Below are 17,273 nucleotides of genomic sequence, written 5' to 3'. Positions count from 1 at the left end.
AACTAATCGACTCTTTTCTCAAGAATAACTTCTGTAAACACGTAATCTTTAGTATGAGAAATAGACACAAATACTGAGCCCAAAAACACTTGTTGTTGAATATACGGTTTGCCTTGGGGATTATTCAAGATGGATAAATCTTGAAAACCAACTTTGCCAATGCCAGTACCTAAAGCTTTAGTAAAAGATTCTTTAGCCGAAAAACGCCCCGCCAAGTATTCTTTTTGCCGTTGTTGTTGATAATGATTAAACTGCTCCAATTCTGAAGGAGTTAAAACTCGCGCAACAAAGCCAGCAGTCCGCTGGGCAGCTTGCCAAACCCGGTTTATTTCTGTAATGTCTATTCCTAAACCTTGAATCATCAACTTCACTTCCAAAAATATAAAAACGCCATAAAAGTATCTTAAACTTTAACGACGTTTCTATTTACATAACTAGGCTTGAGCACGTACGGTATATTTACGCCGCCGCCGTGGCTGTGAATGCCTACTATGGCTGTGTTCACCATTACGATGACTATCGTGATTACCACCACGACGATCAGAGCGATTATTTCGATGTGAACTATGACCGTGGCCAAAATGGCCGCCACCGCGGTGACCATCTCGGGAACGCCGGTTTGGTAAGGGACGTTCAGGAGTAATCTTGACTGGAATGGATTCTGGATCCTTACTCAAATTCTTTAATAATAATTGAGCCAATACCAACGGATCATAATCTTGTAATAATTGTTGAGCTGCTGGAGTGAATTTATCTAATTTGCCAGCTTGTACTTGACGAGCAATTTCTTGCTTAGCGGTCTCAATTTGACCTGCAAGTGCTTCAGCATCGGTCGGTGGCTTTAAAGGCAACATCCGGACATTAGTTAACTGCTCAATACCCCGTAAATAACTAATTTCATTAGGAGCCACAAAAGTTACAGAAATCCCTGAATGACCAGCACGCCCTGTCCGGCCAATCCGATGGACATAACTGTCTGGATCTTGAGGAATATCATAGTTATAAACATGACTAACGCCTGAAATATCTAGTCCCCGAGCAGCAACATCAGTTGCTACAAGATAGGTCAGCTTGCCTGTTTTGAATTGGTGGAGTACACTCATCCGTTTTTGTTGGGACAAGTCCCCATGAATACCTTCAGCATTATAACCCCGTGCTTTCAAGCCGCGTGTTAATTCATCTACACGCCGTTTGGTACGTCCAAAAATCAAAGCTAATTCTGGTTTTTGAACATCGAATAAACGCGTCATAGTATTGAATTTTTCGTATTCTTTAGAGCGCACCATATACTGTTCAATTTTATCAGCTGTTAATTCTTTGGATTTAATTTTAATAATTTGAGGATCCTGCATGAATTTTTCCGCAATCCGCATGATAGGCTTGGGCATAGTTGCAGAATATAACAAAGTTTGGTGTTGAGATGGCACATTCTTTAAAATGTTTTCGATGTCTTCGACAAAGCCCATATCTAACATTTCATCAGCTTCGTCCAAAACAACCTTTTGAACATGTTCCAATTTTAGGGTATGCCGTTTAATGTGGTCTAATAAACGGCCGGGAGTCCCCACAACTACTTGTGGATGAGCCTGTAATTGCTTGATTTGCCGCCGAATGTCGGCACCACCATAAACAGCAATTACTTTAGTATGACGATACTTACCTAAACGCTGCAGCTCTTCTTGAGTTTGTACAGCCAATTCACGCGTAGGTGAAATAATTAAGGCTTGGATGTTAGCATTTTTTACATCTACTTCTTGTAAAATCGGTAACCCAAAAGAGGCCGTCTTACCAGTACCAGTTTGGGCTTGCCCAATGACATCTACTCCTGACAGTACCAACGGAATAGTTTGGACTTGAATCGGTGTTGCTTCACTGAAGCCGGCATCATTAATTGCTGATAGCAGGCTTTCATCTAAATTAAGTTCACTAAATTTCAAAAATATCCTCCTAGATTTTGTGAAAGTCTATCACAAACCCGGCGTTAATCTTTGAAAACCTAGCCGTCTTGTAATGCAAATTATTTTTCAGAAACTTTCACTAATAAATAACTTTACCATTTTTTAGGCTGAAGATAAAGTAATACACTGACTTTTTTCAGTCTAATCATATAAATCTTTAACCAGTAACACTCTAACTATTTAAATTTATCAAGTATCGGTTTTGGTCACGCTTACAATAAGTGATATACAGCTAAATCTTTTTCCGATATAATTAATTGGTAAGTTAATATTATAAAGATATGGAGGCAAATAATGGTTAAACAAGTAAGAATTGGCAAAACTGATGTTCAAGCAACCGCTCTAGGCTTAGGAGCCAATGCTGTGGGCGGCTATAATCTTTTCCCTAATTTAAAAGATGCAGCTGGCTTAGAAATTGTGCGCACGGCTTTAGAAAATGGTATTACCTTATTAGATACCGCTTTTGTCTATGGACTAGGACATTCTGAAGAATTAATCGGTCAAGCCCTGAAAGATTTTAACCGCTCTCAAATCATCATCGCTACCAAAGGAGCACAAGATTTTTCGAGTGGTGAACAAGAAATTAATAATGACCCCCAATTTTTAACCCAACAAGTTGAAGCTAGTCTTAAAAGATTACAAACTGATTATCTGGATATTTATTATATTCATTTTCCAGATAAAAAAACTCCTAAAGCAGAAGCTGTAGGAGCTTTGCAAAGATTACGCGAGCAAGGCAAAATTCGCGCCATTGGTGTATCTAACTTTAGTTTGGAACAAGTCAAAGAAGCCAATGCTGATGGATATTTAGATGTAGTAGAAGATGAATTTAGTCTTCTTCACCAAGATCGTGCTCAAGATTTGCTGCCTTATCTTAAAGAAAATCAAATTAGCTTTGTGCCTTATTTTCCTTTAGCATCGGGTTTATTAACAGGAAAATATGAAAATGATGTCCATTTTCCGGCTGATGATATTCGCAGCCAAATGGCCGATTTTCAACAGCCTCGTTATGGTCAAATCTTAAAATCCGTCAACCAACTTCGCCCCATCGCCGCTGCTCATCAAGCAACCGTGGCCCAGTGTGTCCTTGCTTGGTACATGATGAATCCTTATATTAGTGTGGTCATCCCGGGTGCTAAAAAAGCAGCCCAAGTAGCTGCTAATGCTCAAGCCTTAAACATTGATTTAAGTACTACTGAATATGAAGCAATTACTGCGGCCTTTGCCGAGTTTGAAGCAGAAAAATCGGGTAAATCTTTAGCCGACCCTGATTAGAAGACTACAATTAAAATAACCAAGAGCTGTAATACCAGAGGCTAAGATATTGAAATATGAACCCGTCCATTAACGGTTGGACGTAAACTTGTATCTGATGCCAGCGTTATATTAGCTACAATGATAAAAAGGGAGAAGACAAAATTTTTGTCTTCTCCCTTTTTTATTAACATTTTTGGGGTTATTTATAGTAGTGCTTTTAAAACTAAGTCTAAATGCAGACCATTGCTGGCTTTTAGCATAATTATATCCTGGGGTTGTAAATCTTGCTTAATAGCCTTGATTAAAGCGGGCATTTGTTGTGCGGTAAAATAATAAATTGGCAGTTGATGAGCCAACTTATCTCTTAAAGCTTGCATTAAGTCACCAAATAAATAAACAGCACTAATTTGCTTAACATCAATAGCCGCGGCAACTTGTGCATGTAAGGCGGCGGCTTGTTCACCTAATTCTAACATATCTCCCAAAACTAAAATTCGACGGCCAGAAGTTGGTACTTGGCTAAAGTTTTTAATTACATCAATCATTGCTGTCGGATTAGCATTATAAACATCACTTAAAATTTGAGCGCCATTACTAGCCGTGAGCCATTGGGTCCGATTTTTAGTAGGGTGAAAATTAGCTAAAGCTGCTTTAATTTGCTCAAATTCCACATCATAGGCCAGACCCACTGCAATAGCTGCTAAAGCATTATTAACATTGTAATCCCCTAACATGGGAATGACTAACGGAGATTGGGGCCATTTATTAACTGTAAAGGTAGTTTGCGTTTTGGCAGCGTCAAGACTTAAAGCAAATAAATCATTTTGAGGCTGTTGGCCAAAAGTATATTGCTTTTGGCTGAGCTTTTGCGCCCGCTCACTCAATAATGGCTCATCACCATTATATACAAAAGTACCTTTAGGATTTAAGGACTGGGTGATTTCCATTTTAGCATCAGCAATTTTGTCCCGCGTACCAAAAAATTCAATATGTGCCTCACCAATCATGGTAATCACGGCCAAATCTGGCTGAACCAACTTCGACAAAGCAGCTAACTGTCCCGCATGATCCATTCCCATTTCTACTACCAAGATTTGAGTGTCGGCAGCCATAGATAAAATTGTGATAGGAACTCCAATTTCATTATTATAATTGGCTTGTGTTTTGGTAATTTTGTACTTTTGTGCCAAAATTGCAGCAGTCATATCTTTGGTCGTAGTTTTTCCATTACTGCCAGTAATGGCAACTACTTGAGGCTTAATCTTGTGTAGATAGTATTGACTTAACTGCTGCAAAGCCTTTAAAGTGTCATCAACCACTAAGTAATTGGCACCTGCCGCTACGGGGAGTGGATGATCCTTCTGCCATAAAACGGCGCTAGCTCCCTGTTCAAAAGCGCTAGCAACAAAATCATGCCCGTCGCGTGCAGCAATCAGCGGCACAAATAAAGAACCAGCAGTTGCTTGACGACTATCAAAAACTACTTGTTGAATAGTTACATCTGCAAGATTGGGCGCCTGAATCCCTAAGGCGTAAGCAATCTCAGTTAATTTCATTTGCATAAGTTTACTCCTAAAAATATTTCTTTATTTAGAATACTAAAAAATATACTACAATGATAGTGCTATAATAATTTGCAATACTGAAAAAAAGTAGGTGGTGAAGCAGTGCAAGCAGATAATTATTGGCGTCGCAACATGTACATTTTAACTTTTGGCAATTTTATTGCTGGAATTGGTTTTAGTATGGTCACGCCGTTCTTATCATTATATATTAATACTTTGGGCCGATTCAACAACCGTCAAATTTCCATGTGGTCGGGGATTGTCTTTTCTGTGACTTTTATCGTTTCGGCCTTGATTTCTCCTTTTTGGGGAAAATTAGCCGATCGTAAGGGTCGTAAGCTGATGATTTTACGAGCTTCCTTAGGTATGGCAATTGTGATTGGAACCATGTCTTTAGTTACTAATGTTTATCAACTAGTATTCTTAAGAGCATTACAGGGGATTTTTTCTGGTTATATCGGCAATTCTAACACCCTGATTGCTACATCTGCTCCGCACAAACACGTGGGCAAAGCATTAGGAACTTTAACTACTGGTACCGTTTCAGGTTCCTTATTGGGCCCATTAGTTGGTGGGGTTATTGCCCAAATTTGGGGCTATCGGCTGCCCTTTTTGATGACTGGATTATTATTGTTATCAGCATTTTTCTTGTGTTTATTTTTGGTTAAAGAGGACTTTACCCCAGTTGCTAAAGAAAAGCAGCCTTCCCTGCGGGAAGTAATGCAAAAACTATCGCAGCCACAAGTGGTAATTGGGATGTTTGTTACGACCTTAATCATTCAAACAGCTAATAATTCAATTAACCCTATTATCAGCTTGTATGTAAAACAATTAATGCATAACTCCGGACAAGTTGCTTTAATTAGTGGGATTGTTACCGCTATGCCGGGGATTCCTTCTGCATTATTATCTTCTAAATTTGGTGATTTAGGTGATCGTTTTGGTACTAAAAAAGTCCTCATTTGTGGTTTGATTTTGGCCACTCTTATTTATATTCCACAGGCAGCTGTTACTCATGTCTGGCAGTTAATTGTATTAAGGTTTTTTGTTGGTATTTCTGATGCAGCGTTACTACCCCAAGTGCAAACCTTGTTAGCGAAAGATAGTCCGCATGAAGTGTCAGGAAGAATTTTCGGTTATAACCAAAGCTTTCAATATATTGGCAATTGTGCGGGACCACTATTAGGTTCTACCATTTCCAGCAGCTTAGGTTATGGAGCTGTTTTCTTATCAACCGCATTTTTGGAATTTATTAATCTATTTTGGGTTCAACGTGTTACCAAGAATGTTCAAGAATAACTGTTCCTTTTAAGTTATAAAAGCCATTTTAACTGGTAAACGACATTAATTAACTGGATATATAAAAAAGAGCTGAGATAATATCTCAGCTCTTTTTGTAAATCTAAGTGTTGACTCCACATTACTTGTTGGTAAAGCCATACTTTTTGTTGAAACGATCGATCCGACCATCGGCTTGAGTAAACTTTTGCTTACCTGTGTAGAATGGATGGGAATCAGAAGTGATTTCTACCCGAATTAAAGGATATTCCTTACCTTCGTAATCGGTAGTTTCTTTGGAATTAGCAGTTGAACCTGCTAAAAATTTCTTTCCGGTAGCTGAATCCATAAACACAACTTGATGATAATCTGGATGAATTCCTTTTTTCATTTATTATCCACTCCTTGCCCTAAATCATCTGCTGATCTAGAGATTATATTTACTGACAATAAAATATGATAGCACGAATTGTTATTATTTGCAATTGCTAAAATGATTCTTTGCCTGAATAACTTACATCCGCCTTTAAACTCTGCAGTTTGTCAATGATACAATCATAGCCACGCATAATATTTTCAGCTTGGTTAATCACGGTAGTGCCCTCAGCCATTAAGGCAGCAATCATTAAAGATGCCCCGCCGCGAATTTCTTCTGCGGTAACTTCCGTACCAACCAATTTAGTAGTTGGTTTAACTTCAATATGGCCATCAATTACGCGAATAGCGGCACCCATTTTAATTAATTCAGGAATATGACGGGTGCGCTTAGGATAAATAGTATCAACAATTATACTTTGACGATCTGCAAGCAGCATTAAGGGAGTTAACGGCTGCTGCAAGTCAGTAGCAAAACCCGGATAGGGACTCGTTTTAACTTTGACGCCGGTTAATTGATTGTTAGGATAAACAAAAATACTATCTTCGCGAACATCTAAATTAACGCCCATTTCTTGCAGCTTTGCTAAAAAGGCATCTAAATGTTCCGCAATAATATTTTTAATTAAAATCCCATCACCCACAGCCCCAGCTAAGGACAAGTATGTGCCCGCTTCAATTCGGTCTGGAATAATAATATGAGAATTAGTGGACTTTAAATGCGGTACACCAATGATTCGAATTGTTTGAGTTCCAACGCCCCGAATTTTAGCACCCATATTATTTAAAAAGGTTGCCAAATCAATAATCTCTGGTTCTTTAGCAGCATTTTCAATAATTGTTGTCCCTTCCGCACGAACAGCAGCTAGAATGATATTAATAGTTGCTCCTACTGAAACCATATCCAAAAAAATGCGGGCACCATGCAGACCTTCTTGGGGAGCTTCAATTACAATTGAATTATCATATTCTGTTACTTGCGCCCCTAAAGCCTTAAAGCCCTTAATATGCTGATCAATTGGTCTCGGACCAATATCATCGCCTCCAGGAAAACCGACCACTGCCTTGCCAAAACGTCCTAATAAGGAACCCATAAAATAATAAGAAGCTCTTAAACTAGTAACTTTACCATGCGGCAACGGTACTAGTTTAATTTTGGTCGGGTCAATCTTCAAAATATGTTCATGAAAACTCGATTTAACCCCCATATCAGCTAACATATCCATGAGGTTGTAGACGTCTTTAATCTGCGGTACCGAATCTAAAATGACCGGGGTATCCGACAAAATGGCTGCGGGGATAATCGCGACAGTACTATTTTTCGCCCCGCCAATCGTAACGGATCCAGACAGTCTCTTTCCCCCGTGTATAACCATCTTTGCCATAATTTTCTCAGCCCTTCTTTATTACTACTACTTTAAGATAATAATATAAAATCAGATGAAAGTACACCCAAATTAGATGGCACTGACATTTAAACCGCATGCAGCACCAATAAATTGTTTGTAAATGGGTTCCGGACGATTAGGACGGGATAAAAATTCAGGATGATACTGGACACCTACGAAAAACCGGTTTTGCGGATATTCTACCACTTCTACTAAGCGATTATCCGGTGATACGCCAGAAAAGACTAATCCATGTTGACCTAATAAATCCCGAAATTCATTATTAAATTCATAACGGTGCCGGTGACGTTCTTGGATAACACTTTGATTATTATAAGCAGCCGCTGCTACAGTTCCGGACTTTAATTTACATGGATAAGCACCCAATCGTAAAGTACCGCCACGATTTTCTACATGTTTTTGATCGGGCATCAAGTCGATAATCTTGTGTGCAGCATTGGGATCTACTTCACCACTAATTGCATCTTTAATACCAGCTACATCGCGGGCAAATTCTACACATGTCATCTGCATCCCGAGGCAAACTCCCAAAAATGGTACATCATTTTCACGTGCATACTTAATCGTTTGAATCATGCCTTCTAAGCCGCGGGTACCAAAGCCGCCAGGCACAATAATACCATCAATCCCCTGAAGCTTTTGTGCCACGTTATCAGCATTGATGTCTTCGGCACTTAAACGCTCAATTTGCACATCAGTATCGTACGCATAACCGGCATGTTTTAAAGCTTCATTTACTGAAATATAGGCATCTTTTAATTCAATATATTTACCAATTAAAGCAATTTTAGTGTGATGCTGTAAATTTAATACACGATGTTCCAAACGCCGCCAGGCAGTCATATCAGCTGCTGGTGTTTGTAGATGTAAATAATCGCAAACAATTTGATCCATTCCTTGTTTTTGCAAATTTAAAGGAATGGAATACAGTGAAGGAACATCTAACGATTCAATAACTGCTTCTGGATCGACATCACAAAATGAAGCAATTTTATTACGCATTGATTGTGAAATTGGCTTTTCAGTTCTTACTACTAAAATATTAGGTTGAATCCCTACACCCCGCAGTTCTTTAACACTATGCTGTGTAGGCTTGGTCTTCATTTCGCCAGCAGCTCGTAGATATGGTATCAAGGTAGTATGAATATAGATAACATTTTCTGTACCCACTTCAGCTTTCATCTGACGCAAAGCTTCCAGGTAAGGCAAAGATTCAATATCACCAACCGTACCGCCGACTTCAGTAATGATGACATCCGAATCTGTCGTGGTGGCTGCGCGCATAATTTTTTCTTTAATCATATTAGTAATATGAGGAATAACTTGCACGGTGGCACCATTATATTCGCCTTTACGTTCTTTTTGAATTACTTCAGAATAAATTTTACCGGTCGTAACGTTGGAATATTTATTCAAGTCAATATCAATAAAACGTTCGTAATGGCCTAAATCTAAATCAGTTTCGGTACCATCATCTGTAACATAAACTTCCCCGTGCTGATAAGGACTCATTGTTCCCGGATCAACATTAATATAAGGATCAAACTTCTGTAAGGTAACTTTTAAACCGCGATTTTTTAATAAACGTCCTAAGCTAGCGGCGACAATTCCTTTACCTAAAGAAGATACAACTCCGCCCGTAACAAAAATATATTTGGTCATGTACCTATCTCCCTTAATTTAGATTAGCTGGGTGGAACTAATGTGGTCAATCTAATAAATGAAAAAAGGCCTCCATTCACATTTACCTAGAATAGAGAGCCTGCTCAACGCACTATAAAGCGCCCAAATAACATTGTATAAATATTTAACAGAATCGTCAAACTTTTTTAATTATTAATTATCCTTATCGGGATTATCTTCATCGTCTTCTTCTTCATCATCATCGGCAAATTCACTTAAATCGCCTTCCAGACCATCATCTAATTCATCGTCATCAGGCAAAGTATTTTCTTCATCATCAAAGTTTAGTTCCGAATGCGAGAACTGTGATAAATCAGGCACCTTATCCTCTTCACTGTCATCATCTAAGACATCAGTGCTGTCATCATCGTAGTCGATAACATCGTCGTCTTCATCTTCGTCATCATCTAAGAAAGCATTAACCCGCTTAATTGCTGGTGTCTTAACATCTTCAGCATCTTCAGGATGATTAACTTCTTCATCTACCGAATCATAAGGATACCAAGTCCGTAGTCCCCAAACATTCTCCCCTAAAGAGATAAAGCCACCGTCATCATTTAAATCTGTATAAAATTGTGGCAGCCGTTCCCGAATTTCTTGATCGCTTTTACCTAAATATTGCTGAATTTCATTGACAATATCTGCAAAAGACATTGCCTCACCTTTTTGCGTTAAAATAGCCTGGGCTACTTCAATCATTGATAAATTTGCTTTATTTTCACCGTCGAATTGCTTGAGTTCTAAAGCCAACTACGTCCACATCCTTTCAACAGTCTGTCTTTAATCTTACCGATTTACCCCTTAAAAATCAATCTTAACTTATAATCGCCGACTAAATTATTTTGCGACCTCAATGAATATTCCAAATTTATTTCGCCCGTCAATGGAATTTTGGAAATAACGAGGCGCATTTTTTTAGTGTGTGTTACTAAAGCTAAGTCCCCATACTCGGTCGGATAACTCGCCATCTGATCATGCTGGCGGCTAAATACTAGACGGGTGGTAGGTTGATTATCCACTGCTCTTTTAATAGTTAGTAAGTTATCGGCTGATATCTTAAAAAGTACTTTAATTTTTTGCTGGGAATTAGTTTCCTGATAGCGTAAATAAAGTTGATCGCCAATAGTAATTATCTGGCCATGCTCTTGAAAAGAATACTGATTAGTATGACCATTTTGTGTGGTGCGAATCGTCAAATTAATTTGAACATTTTGTGCCTGTCGGGCCGTCATGGTTTCACCTTCAATAACATCAATCTAAATTATCAAATTCACTTCCTTATTATAACGATTAACAACCTCCCCTGCCAAATAAACACTATTAATTTTTCTTTATGCATAATTTTTGGTAAAGTTGGATTTGTAATTGAGTATTTTTTTGACTAAACTACAATTAGATAGGGAGATGAAATATTTATGCCAAGTACTGCTTGGGTTTATGACCACGATTATGCAACAGCAGCCCAATTAGAAGATATTTTTCCTGAAACTAATTATTTACTGCAGTGGTGCAGCAGTAGCCAACAACCTATTTTACATTTTTGGCAAAGTTGTCCAACTGTCATTTTAGGATTGCGGGACAAGCACCTAACAGACTTAGCTGCCGGCTTAAAAGTTTTACAAGCTAGCGATTATCAAGCCTTTATTCGCAACTCTGGTGGACTTGCAGTTATTAGCGAACCGGGTATTTTAAATATAAGTTTTTTTATTCCTCAAGCCCATACAATTGACGTTAATCAAGCTTACCAACTAGTATTTGATTATCTTCAAAAGGCTTTTCCGGAGTTGACTCTAAAACATTATGAGGTAGTGCATTCTTATTGCCCTGGTGACTTTGATGTCGTAGTGCAGCAGCAAAAAGTCGGCGGTATTGCCCAAAGACGCCAAGGTGATGCTGTCGTCGTTATGTTATATCTATCCGTTAATGGTGACCAATCGGCGCGCGGGCAGCTCTTACAGCGATTTTATCAAGCAGCTAATACTACTAGCAATGAAGCCTATCCTAAAGTTTGGCCGGAGACAATGGCCAATATTCAGGATTTTTTGGAAGGTCAGTTAACTCTAAATGACTGTAAAAAACGTTTAATGCAGGCTTTTAAAACTTCCCATCCCGCTTTAGAAATTTTGACGCCAGCTTTGTTGCAGCAACAAGTTAATTATAAAAAAATCATTACTAAGCAAAAAGCTCAACAACAAAGATTAAACCGAGTTTTAACCAAAGGAGAATAATTAATGGAAAGTGATCTGTTAACTCGAGAAAAGGTTTTTCGCGACCCCGTACATAATTATATCCACGTACAACATCGAGTTATCTTGGATTTAATTAATACGCCGGAGTTTCAACGTTTACGCCGAATCAAACAATTAGGGACAACTTCATTTACCTTTCATGGAGCAGAACATTCACGCTTTGGTCATTGTTTAGGTGTTTATGAAGTTACTAGGCGAATTTGTGATACTTTTGCCCGAAATTACCCCAGCACATCCCCTGATGATGGTTTATGGGATGATCAACAGCGTTTAGTCGCCTTATGTGCCGCATTATTACATGATATTGGCCACGGACCTTATTCACACACCTTTGAACACATTTTCCATACGAACCATGAAATATGGACACAAAAAATTATCACTGATCCTAGCACTCATGTTAATCAGGTTCTCCAAAAAGTATCCCCGAACTTTCCTGACCAAGTAGCTAGTGTGATTGCCAAGACTTATCCTAATGAACAAGTAGTGCAAATGATTTCTAGTCAAATAGATGCTGATCGGATGGATTATCTTTTACGGGATGCCTATTATACAGGAACTCAATACGGAATGTTTGATCTCACGCGAATTATGCGTGTAATTCGGCCTTATGCTGGGGGTATTGCTTTTAATATTGAGGGAATGCATGCGGTCGAAGATTACATTGTATCGCGTTTTCAAATGTACCAACAAGTTTACTTTCATCCCGTTTCGCGGGGAATGGAAGTTATTTTACTTCAGCTTTTACATCGCGCCAAATATCTGTATGAACAAGGAGAAATGGCAGGATTTGAAATGCCGAGTTTGCTGATACCCTTTTTTGAGAATCAAATTACTGTCAGTGATTATGTCCGTTTAGATGATGATGTTTTAAATACTTACTTCAATCTATGGCGGGATCATCCCGACGCAATTTTGCGGGATTTAGTACACCGTTTCTTAGATCGGCGACCTTTTAAGTCCATTATTTTTGCGCCTGAGCAGCAAAATAAAATTCATTACTTACAAGAGCTCGTGCAAAATGCTGGCTTTAATCAACAATTTTATACAGCAATCAATAATAGCTTTGATTTACCTTATGACTTATATCGTCCCTCATCTAAAGAACCTAAAACACAAATTGAATTTCAACAGCACGATGGCACTTTAGAGGAATTGTCGACCATTAGCCCGCTTGTACAGGCTTTAAGTGGCCGTCAAAGTGGCGATCATCGTTTTTATTTCCCTAAAGAAATGTTGGCTGCACCTGAAAGTAGTACATTTGCTCCCTATCTACGAGAATTTCAAGCTCAAATTGTTAATCAAACTTTAAAATAAGAAAGGATGTTTATTATGTTAAAAGAATTTAAAGATTTCATCTCACGTGGCAACGTTGTGGACTTATCTGTTGGTGTTATTATTGGGGGTGCATTTAATAAAATTGTCAGTGCCCTAACTAAATATATCTTAAATCCTTTTATTGGACTTTTTCTAGGACATATTGACTTATCTTCTTTAACAATTGGCATGTTCAAAGTGGGCGACTTTTTAAATGCAGTTATTGAATTTTTAATTATTTCTTTTGTAGTCTTTTTAATTGTGAAGGCCATTAATAAGCTGCATCATCCAAAAAACGAACAGCCAGCTCAACCTAGTCCTGAACAAATGTCTGAACAATATTTGGAAGAAATTCGTGATTTATTAAAACAAAAACAAGAGAATTAATTTCTCTTTAGCGTTAAATATTATATACTAATTTTCAAAGTAAACAAAAAAGCGGCCTCAGCCGCTTTTTTATTACTTATTTTAATGTCTTTTAAATCTGTTGTTAAACAATGGACTAACGGGCTCATTATGGTAAATACGACTAATAGCATCACCAATTAAAGGCGCAACGGAAATTTCAACCATTTTGGCAATTCTTTTGGCTGCGGGCAATTGGATGGAATCAGTGACAATCACTTTTTTAATTGGTGATTGTTCCAATCGCTCAATAGCTGGTCCTGATAAAACAGCATGCGTGCTGCTAGCATAAACTTCTTTAGCACCAGCATCAATTAAGGCTTGAGCAGCTAAAGTAATAGTTCCAGCTGTATCAATCATATCATCAATAATAATTGCGCGTTTGCCATCAACATTACCAATAATATTCATAACCTCTGAAACATTAGGTTTCGGCCGCCGTTTATCAATAATTGCAATTGGAGCTTTCAAAAATTCAGCTAAACGCCGCGCTCGTACTACGCCACCATGATCTGGTGATACAACTACTGCATCTTCATCTAAATGATTTTCTAAAAAGTAATCCGCCAATAAAGGTGCTCCAAAAAGATGATCCACCGGAATATCAAAGAAGCCTTGAATTTGAGCGGCATGTAAATCTAAGGCTAATATTCGATCAGCACCAGCTTTTTCCAACATGTTGGCAACTAACTTGGCTGTAATAGGTTCTCGAGAACGGGCCTTACGATCTTGACGGGCATATCCATAATAAGGCATCACTACATTAATAGTTTGTGCGGAAGCCCGTTTTAAAGCATCAATCATGATTAATAATTCCATTAAATTATCATTTACTGGTGCTGAAGTAGATTGAATGATAAAAACCGCAGCTCCCCGGATACTTTCCTCAATGTTTATCTGTATCTCGCCGTCACTAAATCGACTTACTGACGTCTTACCTAAAGGAACCCCCACCGCTTTAGAAATTTTTTGGGCTAAAGGCTTATTCGAATTTAACGCAAAAAGTTTCATTTCACATTCAGATTTATTTATCGACATTGCTCTCTCAACTTTCCTCAATTATTAATAAATTTCCAACAATTATTGCCATTCTGGATCATTAGCCAGAGGTAACTTAGACCAATAATTGTCTTTGTTTACCTGCCGCGCCCGTCCAATGGCAAGCGTGTGCTGTGGAACATCGCTAGTGATCGTTGAACCAGCAGCAATAAAAGCATGATCTTTAATTTTTACTGGTGCCACAATGTTGGCATTGCTGCCAATAAAGGCATGATCCCCAACATCAGTATGCCATTTTTTTTGGCCGTCAAAGTTAACAAAGACCACTCCACAACCAATATTAATATCACTGCCCAGTGTAGCATCACCGACATAACTCAAATGACCCATTTTGGTACGTGCTCCAATGACGGCATTTTTCACTTCACAAAAGTTGCCAATATGAACTTGCGGACCAATATCTGCCTGTGGCCGCAAATGTGAATTAGGCCCAATATTGCTGCCCTGATGCATAATTGCCTCTTCAATCGTAGAACTTGTTACTTTAACATCATCTTCCAAAGTTGCCTTAACTAAGCGCGAACCTGAACTAATATAGCAATTCCGGCCAATTTTACTACCAGTTTTAATTACCACATTCGGCTCAATCACCGTATCAGCACCAATTTGGACATCAACATCAATCCAAGTATGTTCAGGGTCAAACAAAGTGACCCCATTTTGCAGATGAAATTGATTAATACGTGCTTGCATAATTTTATTGGCTTGCGCCAAAGCAGCTCGATCATTAACACCCATGGATTCGTCAAAATTATCCATTTGATAGGCACAAACTCGATCTTGATGTTGCTGCATCAAGCCAATAACATCAGGCAGATAATATTCTTTTTGTGCATTATCATTTTTTACCTGATGTAAATATTCAAATAACTTTTGGTTATCAAAACAATAAACACCAGTGTTAATTTCTTGAATTTTTTGTTCCACTGCTGTGGCATCCTTTTGCTCGACAATCTTTTCTACTTGCCCTTGAGCATTGCGGACAACGCGGCCATACCCAAACGGATTAGGTGCCTGGGCGGTTAAAATAGTCGCCTGGGCGTGCTGCTGTTCGTGATAAGTAAATAATTTTTCCAAGGTGGCAGCAGTAAATAAAGGTGTATCACCACTCATCACTAAAGTGGTGCCAGAACTGTGACCCAAAAGTTTTTCTGCTTGTAAAACAGCATGTGCTGTTCCTAACTGCTCTTTTTGTTCTACATATTCTGTCCGCTTGCCTAATACCTCTTGTACTTGCTTTGCACCAGCTGCTATCACCGTAATAATTTTAGCAGGTGCCACATGCTCAACTTGAGTCAAAACATGTTCAACCATTGAGCGGCCACAAACTGGATGTAAAACCTTATAATATTGGGATTTCATCCGTGTACCTTTGCCAGCTGCTAAAATTACGGTAAAACGATTTGCCATTTCTAAATTCCCTTCAATCGTTATAATTTCACATCAATATCATACCTTATTGGAGAAGCTGGCTCAATATTTTATACTAGTTAATTACTTGTAAAGCGACTAAAATCTGTTACCTGCAGGTAATTACCAAAGCCCACTTCTAAAGCTGGAGCTTGGACATCTAAGTGCTGCACATTTAATAAGGTCGTAACCAAATTGGCGTCAATTTTACGCTGCGCACTAGAATCAACCAAGACACTAATGCCCAACAGTTCTCCAGCAAATTCGCGGATTAAATTCCGCATTCCGCTAACAGTACCGCCACCTTTCATAAAATCATCAACCGCGATTACCCGAGCCCCACTTGGCAAACTCCTTTTAGAAAGTTCCATTTTTTCAACTCGTGAAGAAGAACCTGATTCATAATTAACACTCAAAGTCGGCCCTTCCGTAACTTTGGATTCTCTCCGAACAATTACAAAGGGTACGTTCAGATAATAAGCCACGCTTTGAGCAATCGGAATTCCCTTAGTGGCCACCGTCATAACCGCGTCAACTTTTTGACCAGCATAGCGTGTGGCAATGAGTAAACCAATTTGGCGTAATAAAGCCGGATCCCCAATGATATCTGAAGAATATAAATATCCCCCCGGTAAAATCCGCTGCGGATCAGACAACTTCTGCTGCAAAGTAACAAGATACTTCTCGGCTTGCTTTTGACTAATACCCGGAGTATACATCACGCCGCCGCCAGCGCCCGGCAGAGTTTCAATATAGCCAATATTATTAGCTAAAAAGGCATGTTTTAAGATACCAATATCCTCACTAATGGAAGATTTAGCTGATTGATATTTTTCAGCAAAAAAAGGCAATGGAATTAGTCGATAAGGCTGCGTTTCTAAATAATGAGTCATATCGATTAACCGCTCGCTTCTTCGTATTTTCATAAAATGTCCCTACTTAACTTTTGTTTTAGTATCATTATAACCGATAAACCGAACAATTTGGCCATTAGTAAGGAATTTTTTGCATAAAAAAAGATTGCTTTCGCAATCTTAGTCAAAAGTCAATTCAATTGACTTTGTTAATAAATCTACATAACTATACGAAACCCGCTCAAAAGAATTCTCCGTTGGATCTAAATCCACGACAAAGACGGAATGAAAAGTTTCGGCTAATTTCCCATGACGCCGGGTTACGCGCTTACGACCAGCTTGTGCCACAATCGTGATATCATCACCAATATGGCTATCCAAGTCGTTCTTGATTGAAGCAAATGATACTGGCATATACTCAACCCCTTCGCGGGTACAGTATATCACAAAAATT

Annotated in this window: 17 protein-coding genes; 5 read left to right on the top strand and 12 right to left on the bottom strand. The window is 38.6% G+C overall.

Going from position 1 to position 17,273, the window contains the following annotated elements; translation table 11 throughout:
* Positions 1-2 precede the first annotated feature (2 nt).
* Positions 3-362: a holo-ACP synthase gene (gene acpS / locus EQ827_RS03275; RefSeq protein ID WP_181189555.1), complete on the bottom strand. Its 360-nt coding sequence runs from the start codon at positions 360-362 to the stop codon at positions 3-5.
* Positions 363-434: 72 nt separating this feature from the next.
* Entirely contained in the window at positions 435-1,937 is a 1,503-nt protein-coding gene (locus tag EQ827_RS03270; protein ID WP_181189554.1) for a DEAD/DEAH box helicase, read from the bottom strand.
* A 315-nt stretch (positions 1,938-2,252) separates the two neighbouring features.
* On the opposite strand from EQ827_RS03270, the gene EQ827_RS03265 reads away from it, so the two are divergent.
* A complete protein-coding gene (locus tag EQ827_RS03265; protein ID WP_181189553.1) occupies positions 2,253-3,233 on the top strand; it encodes an aldo/keto reductase in 981 nt (326 codons plus the stop codon).
* A gap of 185 nt (positions 3,234-3,418) precedes the next feature.
* Here the strand turns inward: EQ827_RS03265 and EQ827_RS03260 are convergent, their stop codons facing one another.
* Entirely contained in the window at positions 3,419-4,777 is a 1,359-nt protein-coding gene (locus EQ827_RS03260) for a UDP-N-acetylmuramoyl-tripeptide--D-alanyl-D-alanine ligase (RefSeq protein WP_181189552.1), read from the bottom strand.
* Between the two features lie 105 nt (positions 4,778-4,882).
* Here EQ827_RS03260 and EQ827_RS03255 point away from each other — a divergent pair, with 105 nt between their 5' ends.
* Positions 4,883-6,079 (top strand): multidrug efflux MFS transporter, encoded by a 1,197-nt coding sequence (locus EQ827_RS03255; protein WP_309109328.1) that lies wholly within the window; start codon positions 4,883-4,885, stop codon positions 6,077-6,079.
* Positions 6,080-6,200: 121 nt separating this feature from the next.
* On the opposite strand, the gene EQ827_RS03250 is transcribed toward EQ827_RS03255, so the two are convergent.
* The 5 genes from EQ827_RS03250 to EQ827_RS03230 form a co-directional block, all read right to left on the bottom strand.
* Entirely contained in the window at positions 6,201-6,449 is a 249-nt protein-coding gene (locus EQ827_RS03250) for a type B 50S ribosomal protein L31 (RefSeq protein WP_181189551.1), read from the bottom strand.
* A 97-nt stretch (positions 6,450-6,546) separates the two neighbouring features.
* Complete coding sequence (locus EQ827_RS03245) at positions 6,547-7,818, bottom strand: UDP-N-acetylglucosamine 1-carboxyvinyltransferase (protein ID WP_181189550.1); 1,272 nt, start codon at positions 7,816-7,818, stop codon at positions 6,547-6,549.
* A gap of 72 nt (positions 7,819-7,890) precedes the next feature.
* Positions 7,891-9,504 carry a CTP synthase gene (locus EQ827_RS03240; protein ID WP_181189549.1) on the bottom strand — a complete coding sequence of 538 codons (1,614 nt, stop codon included), beginning with the start codon at positions 9,502-9,504 and terminating at the stop codon, positions 7,891-7,893.
* 174 nt (positions 9,505-9,678) lie between these two features.
* Positions 9,679-10,224 (bottom strand): DNA-directed RNA polymerase subunit delta, encoded by a 546-nt coding sequence (gene rpoE / locus EQ827_RS03235; RefSeq protein ID WP_181189565.1) that lies wholly within the window; start codon positions 10,222-10,224, stop codon positions 9,679-9,681.
* A 95-nt stretch (positions 10,225-10,319) separates the two neighbouring features.
* On the bottom strand, positions 10,320-10,757 hold the full coding sequence (locus EQ827_RS03230) for a DUF1934 domain-containing protein (protein WP_181189548.1): 438 nt from the start codon (positions 10,755-10,757) through the stop codon (positions 10,320-10,322).
* 183 nt (positions 10,758-10,940) lie between these two features.
* Between EQ827_RS03230 and EQ827_RS03225 the strand changes: the two genes are divergently transcribed.
* From EQ827_RS03225 to mscL, 3 genes are read left to right on the top strand one after another with little or no spacing between them, the layout of a single operon-like run.
* Positions 10,941-11,753 carry a lipoate--protein ligase family protein gene (locus EQ827_RS03225; RefSeq protein ID WP_181189547.1) on the top strand — a complete coding sequence of 271 codons (813 nt, stop codon included), beginning with the start codon at positions 10,941-10,943 and terminating at the stop codon, positions 11,751-11,753.
* A gap of 3 nt (positions 11,754-11,756) precedes the next feature.
* Positions 11,757-13,091, top strand: coding sequence for an HD domain-containing protein (locus EQ827_RS03220; protein ID WP_181189546.1), 1,335 nt, complete (start codon positions 11,757-11,759; stop codon positions 13,089-13,091).
* A 15-nt stretch (positions 13,092-13,106) separates the two neighbouring features.
* A complete protein-coding gene (gene mscL / locus EQ827_RS03215) occupies positions 13,107-13,478 on the top strand; it encodes a large conductance mechanosensitive channel protein MscL (protein WP_181189545.1) in 372 nt (123 codons plus the stop codon).
* Between the two features lie 81 nt (positions 13,479-13,559).
* Here mscL and EQ827_RS03210 read toward each other — a convergent pair whose 3' ends face one another.
* The 4 genes from EQ827_RS03210 to EQ827_RS03195 all read right to left on the bottom strand — a co-directional run bounded on the left by EQ827_RS03210 (position 13,560) and on the right by EQ827_RS03195 (position 17,233).
* Positions 13,560-14,534, bottom strand: a complete 975-nt coding sequence (locus tag EQ827_RS03210) for a ribose-phosphate diphosphokinase (RefSeq protein ID WP_181189544.1) — start codon at positions 14,532-14,534, stop codon at positions 13,560-13,562.
* Between the two features lie 42 nt (positions 14,535-14,576).
* Positions 14,577-15,965, bottom strand: coding sequence for a bifunctional UDP-N-acetylglucosamine diphosphorylase/glucosamine-1-phosphate N-acetyltransferase GlmU (glmU, locus tag EQ827_RS03205; RefSeq protein ID WP_181189543.1), 1,389 nt, complete (start codon positions 15,963-15,965; stop codon positions 14,577-14,579).
* An 80-nt stretch (positions 15,966-16,045) separates the two neighbouring features.
* Positions 16,046-16,891, bottom strand: a complete 846-nt coding sequence (purR, locus tag EQ827_RS03200) for a pur operon repressor (RefSeq protein WP_181189542.1) — start codon at positions 16,889-16,891, stop codon at positions 16,046-16,048.
* A gap of 108 nt (positions 16,892-16,999) precedes the next feature.
* Positions 17,000-17,233, bottom strand: a complete 234-nt coding sequence (locus EQ827_RS03195; protein WP_181189541.1) for a Veg family protein — start codon at positions 17,231-17,233, stop codon at positions 17,000-17,002.
* Between the last annotated feature and the right edge of the window lie 40 nt (positions 17,234-17,273).

This window comes from Bombilactobacillus bombi (genome assembly GCF_013607485.1).
GTDB classification, from domain to species: domain Bacteria; phylum Bacillota; class Bacilli; order Lactobacillales; family Lactobacillaceae; genus Bombilactobacillus; species Bombilactobacillus bombi_A.
Note: the sequence above shows the minus strand (reverse complement) of the source record. Positions and strands in the feature narration are given on the sequence as shown.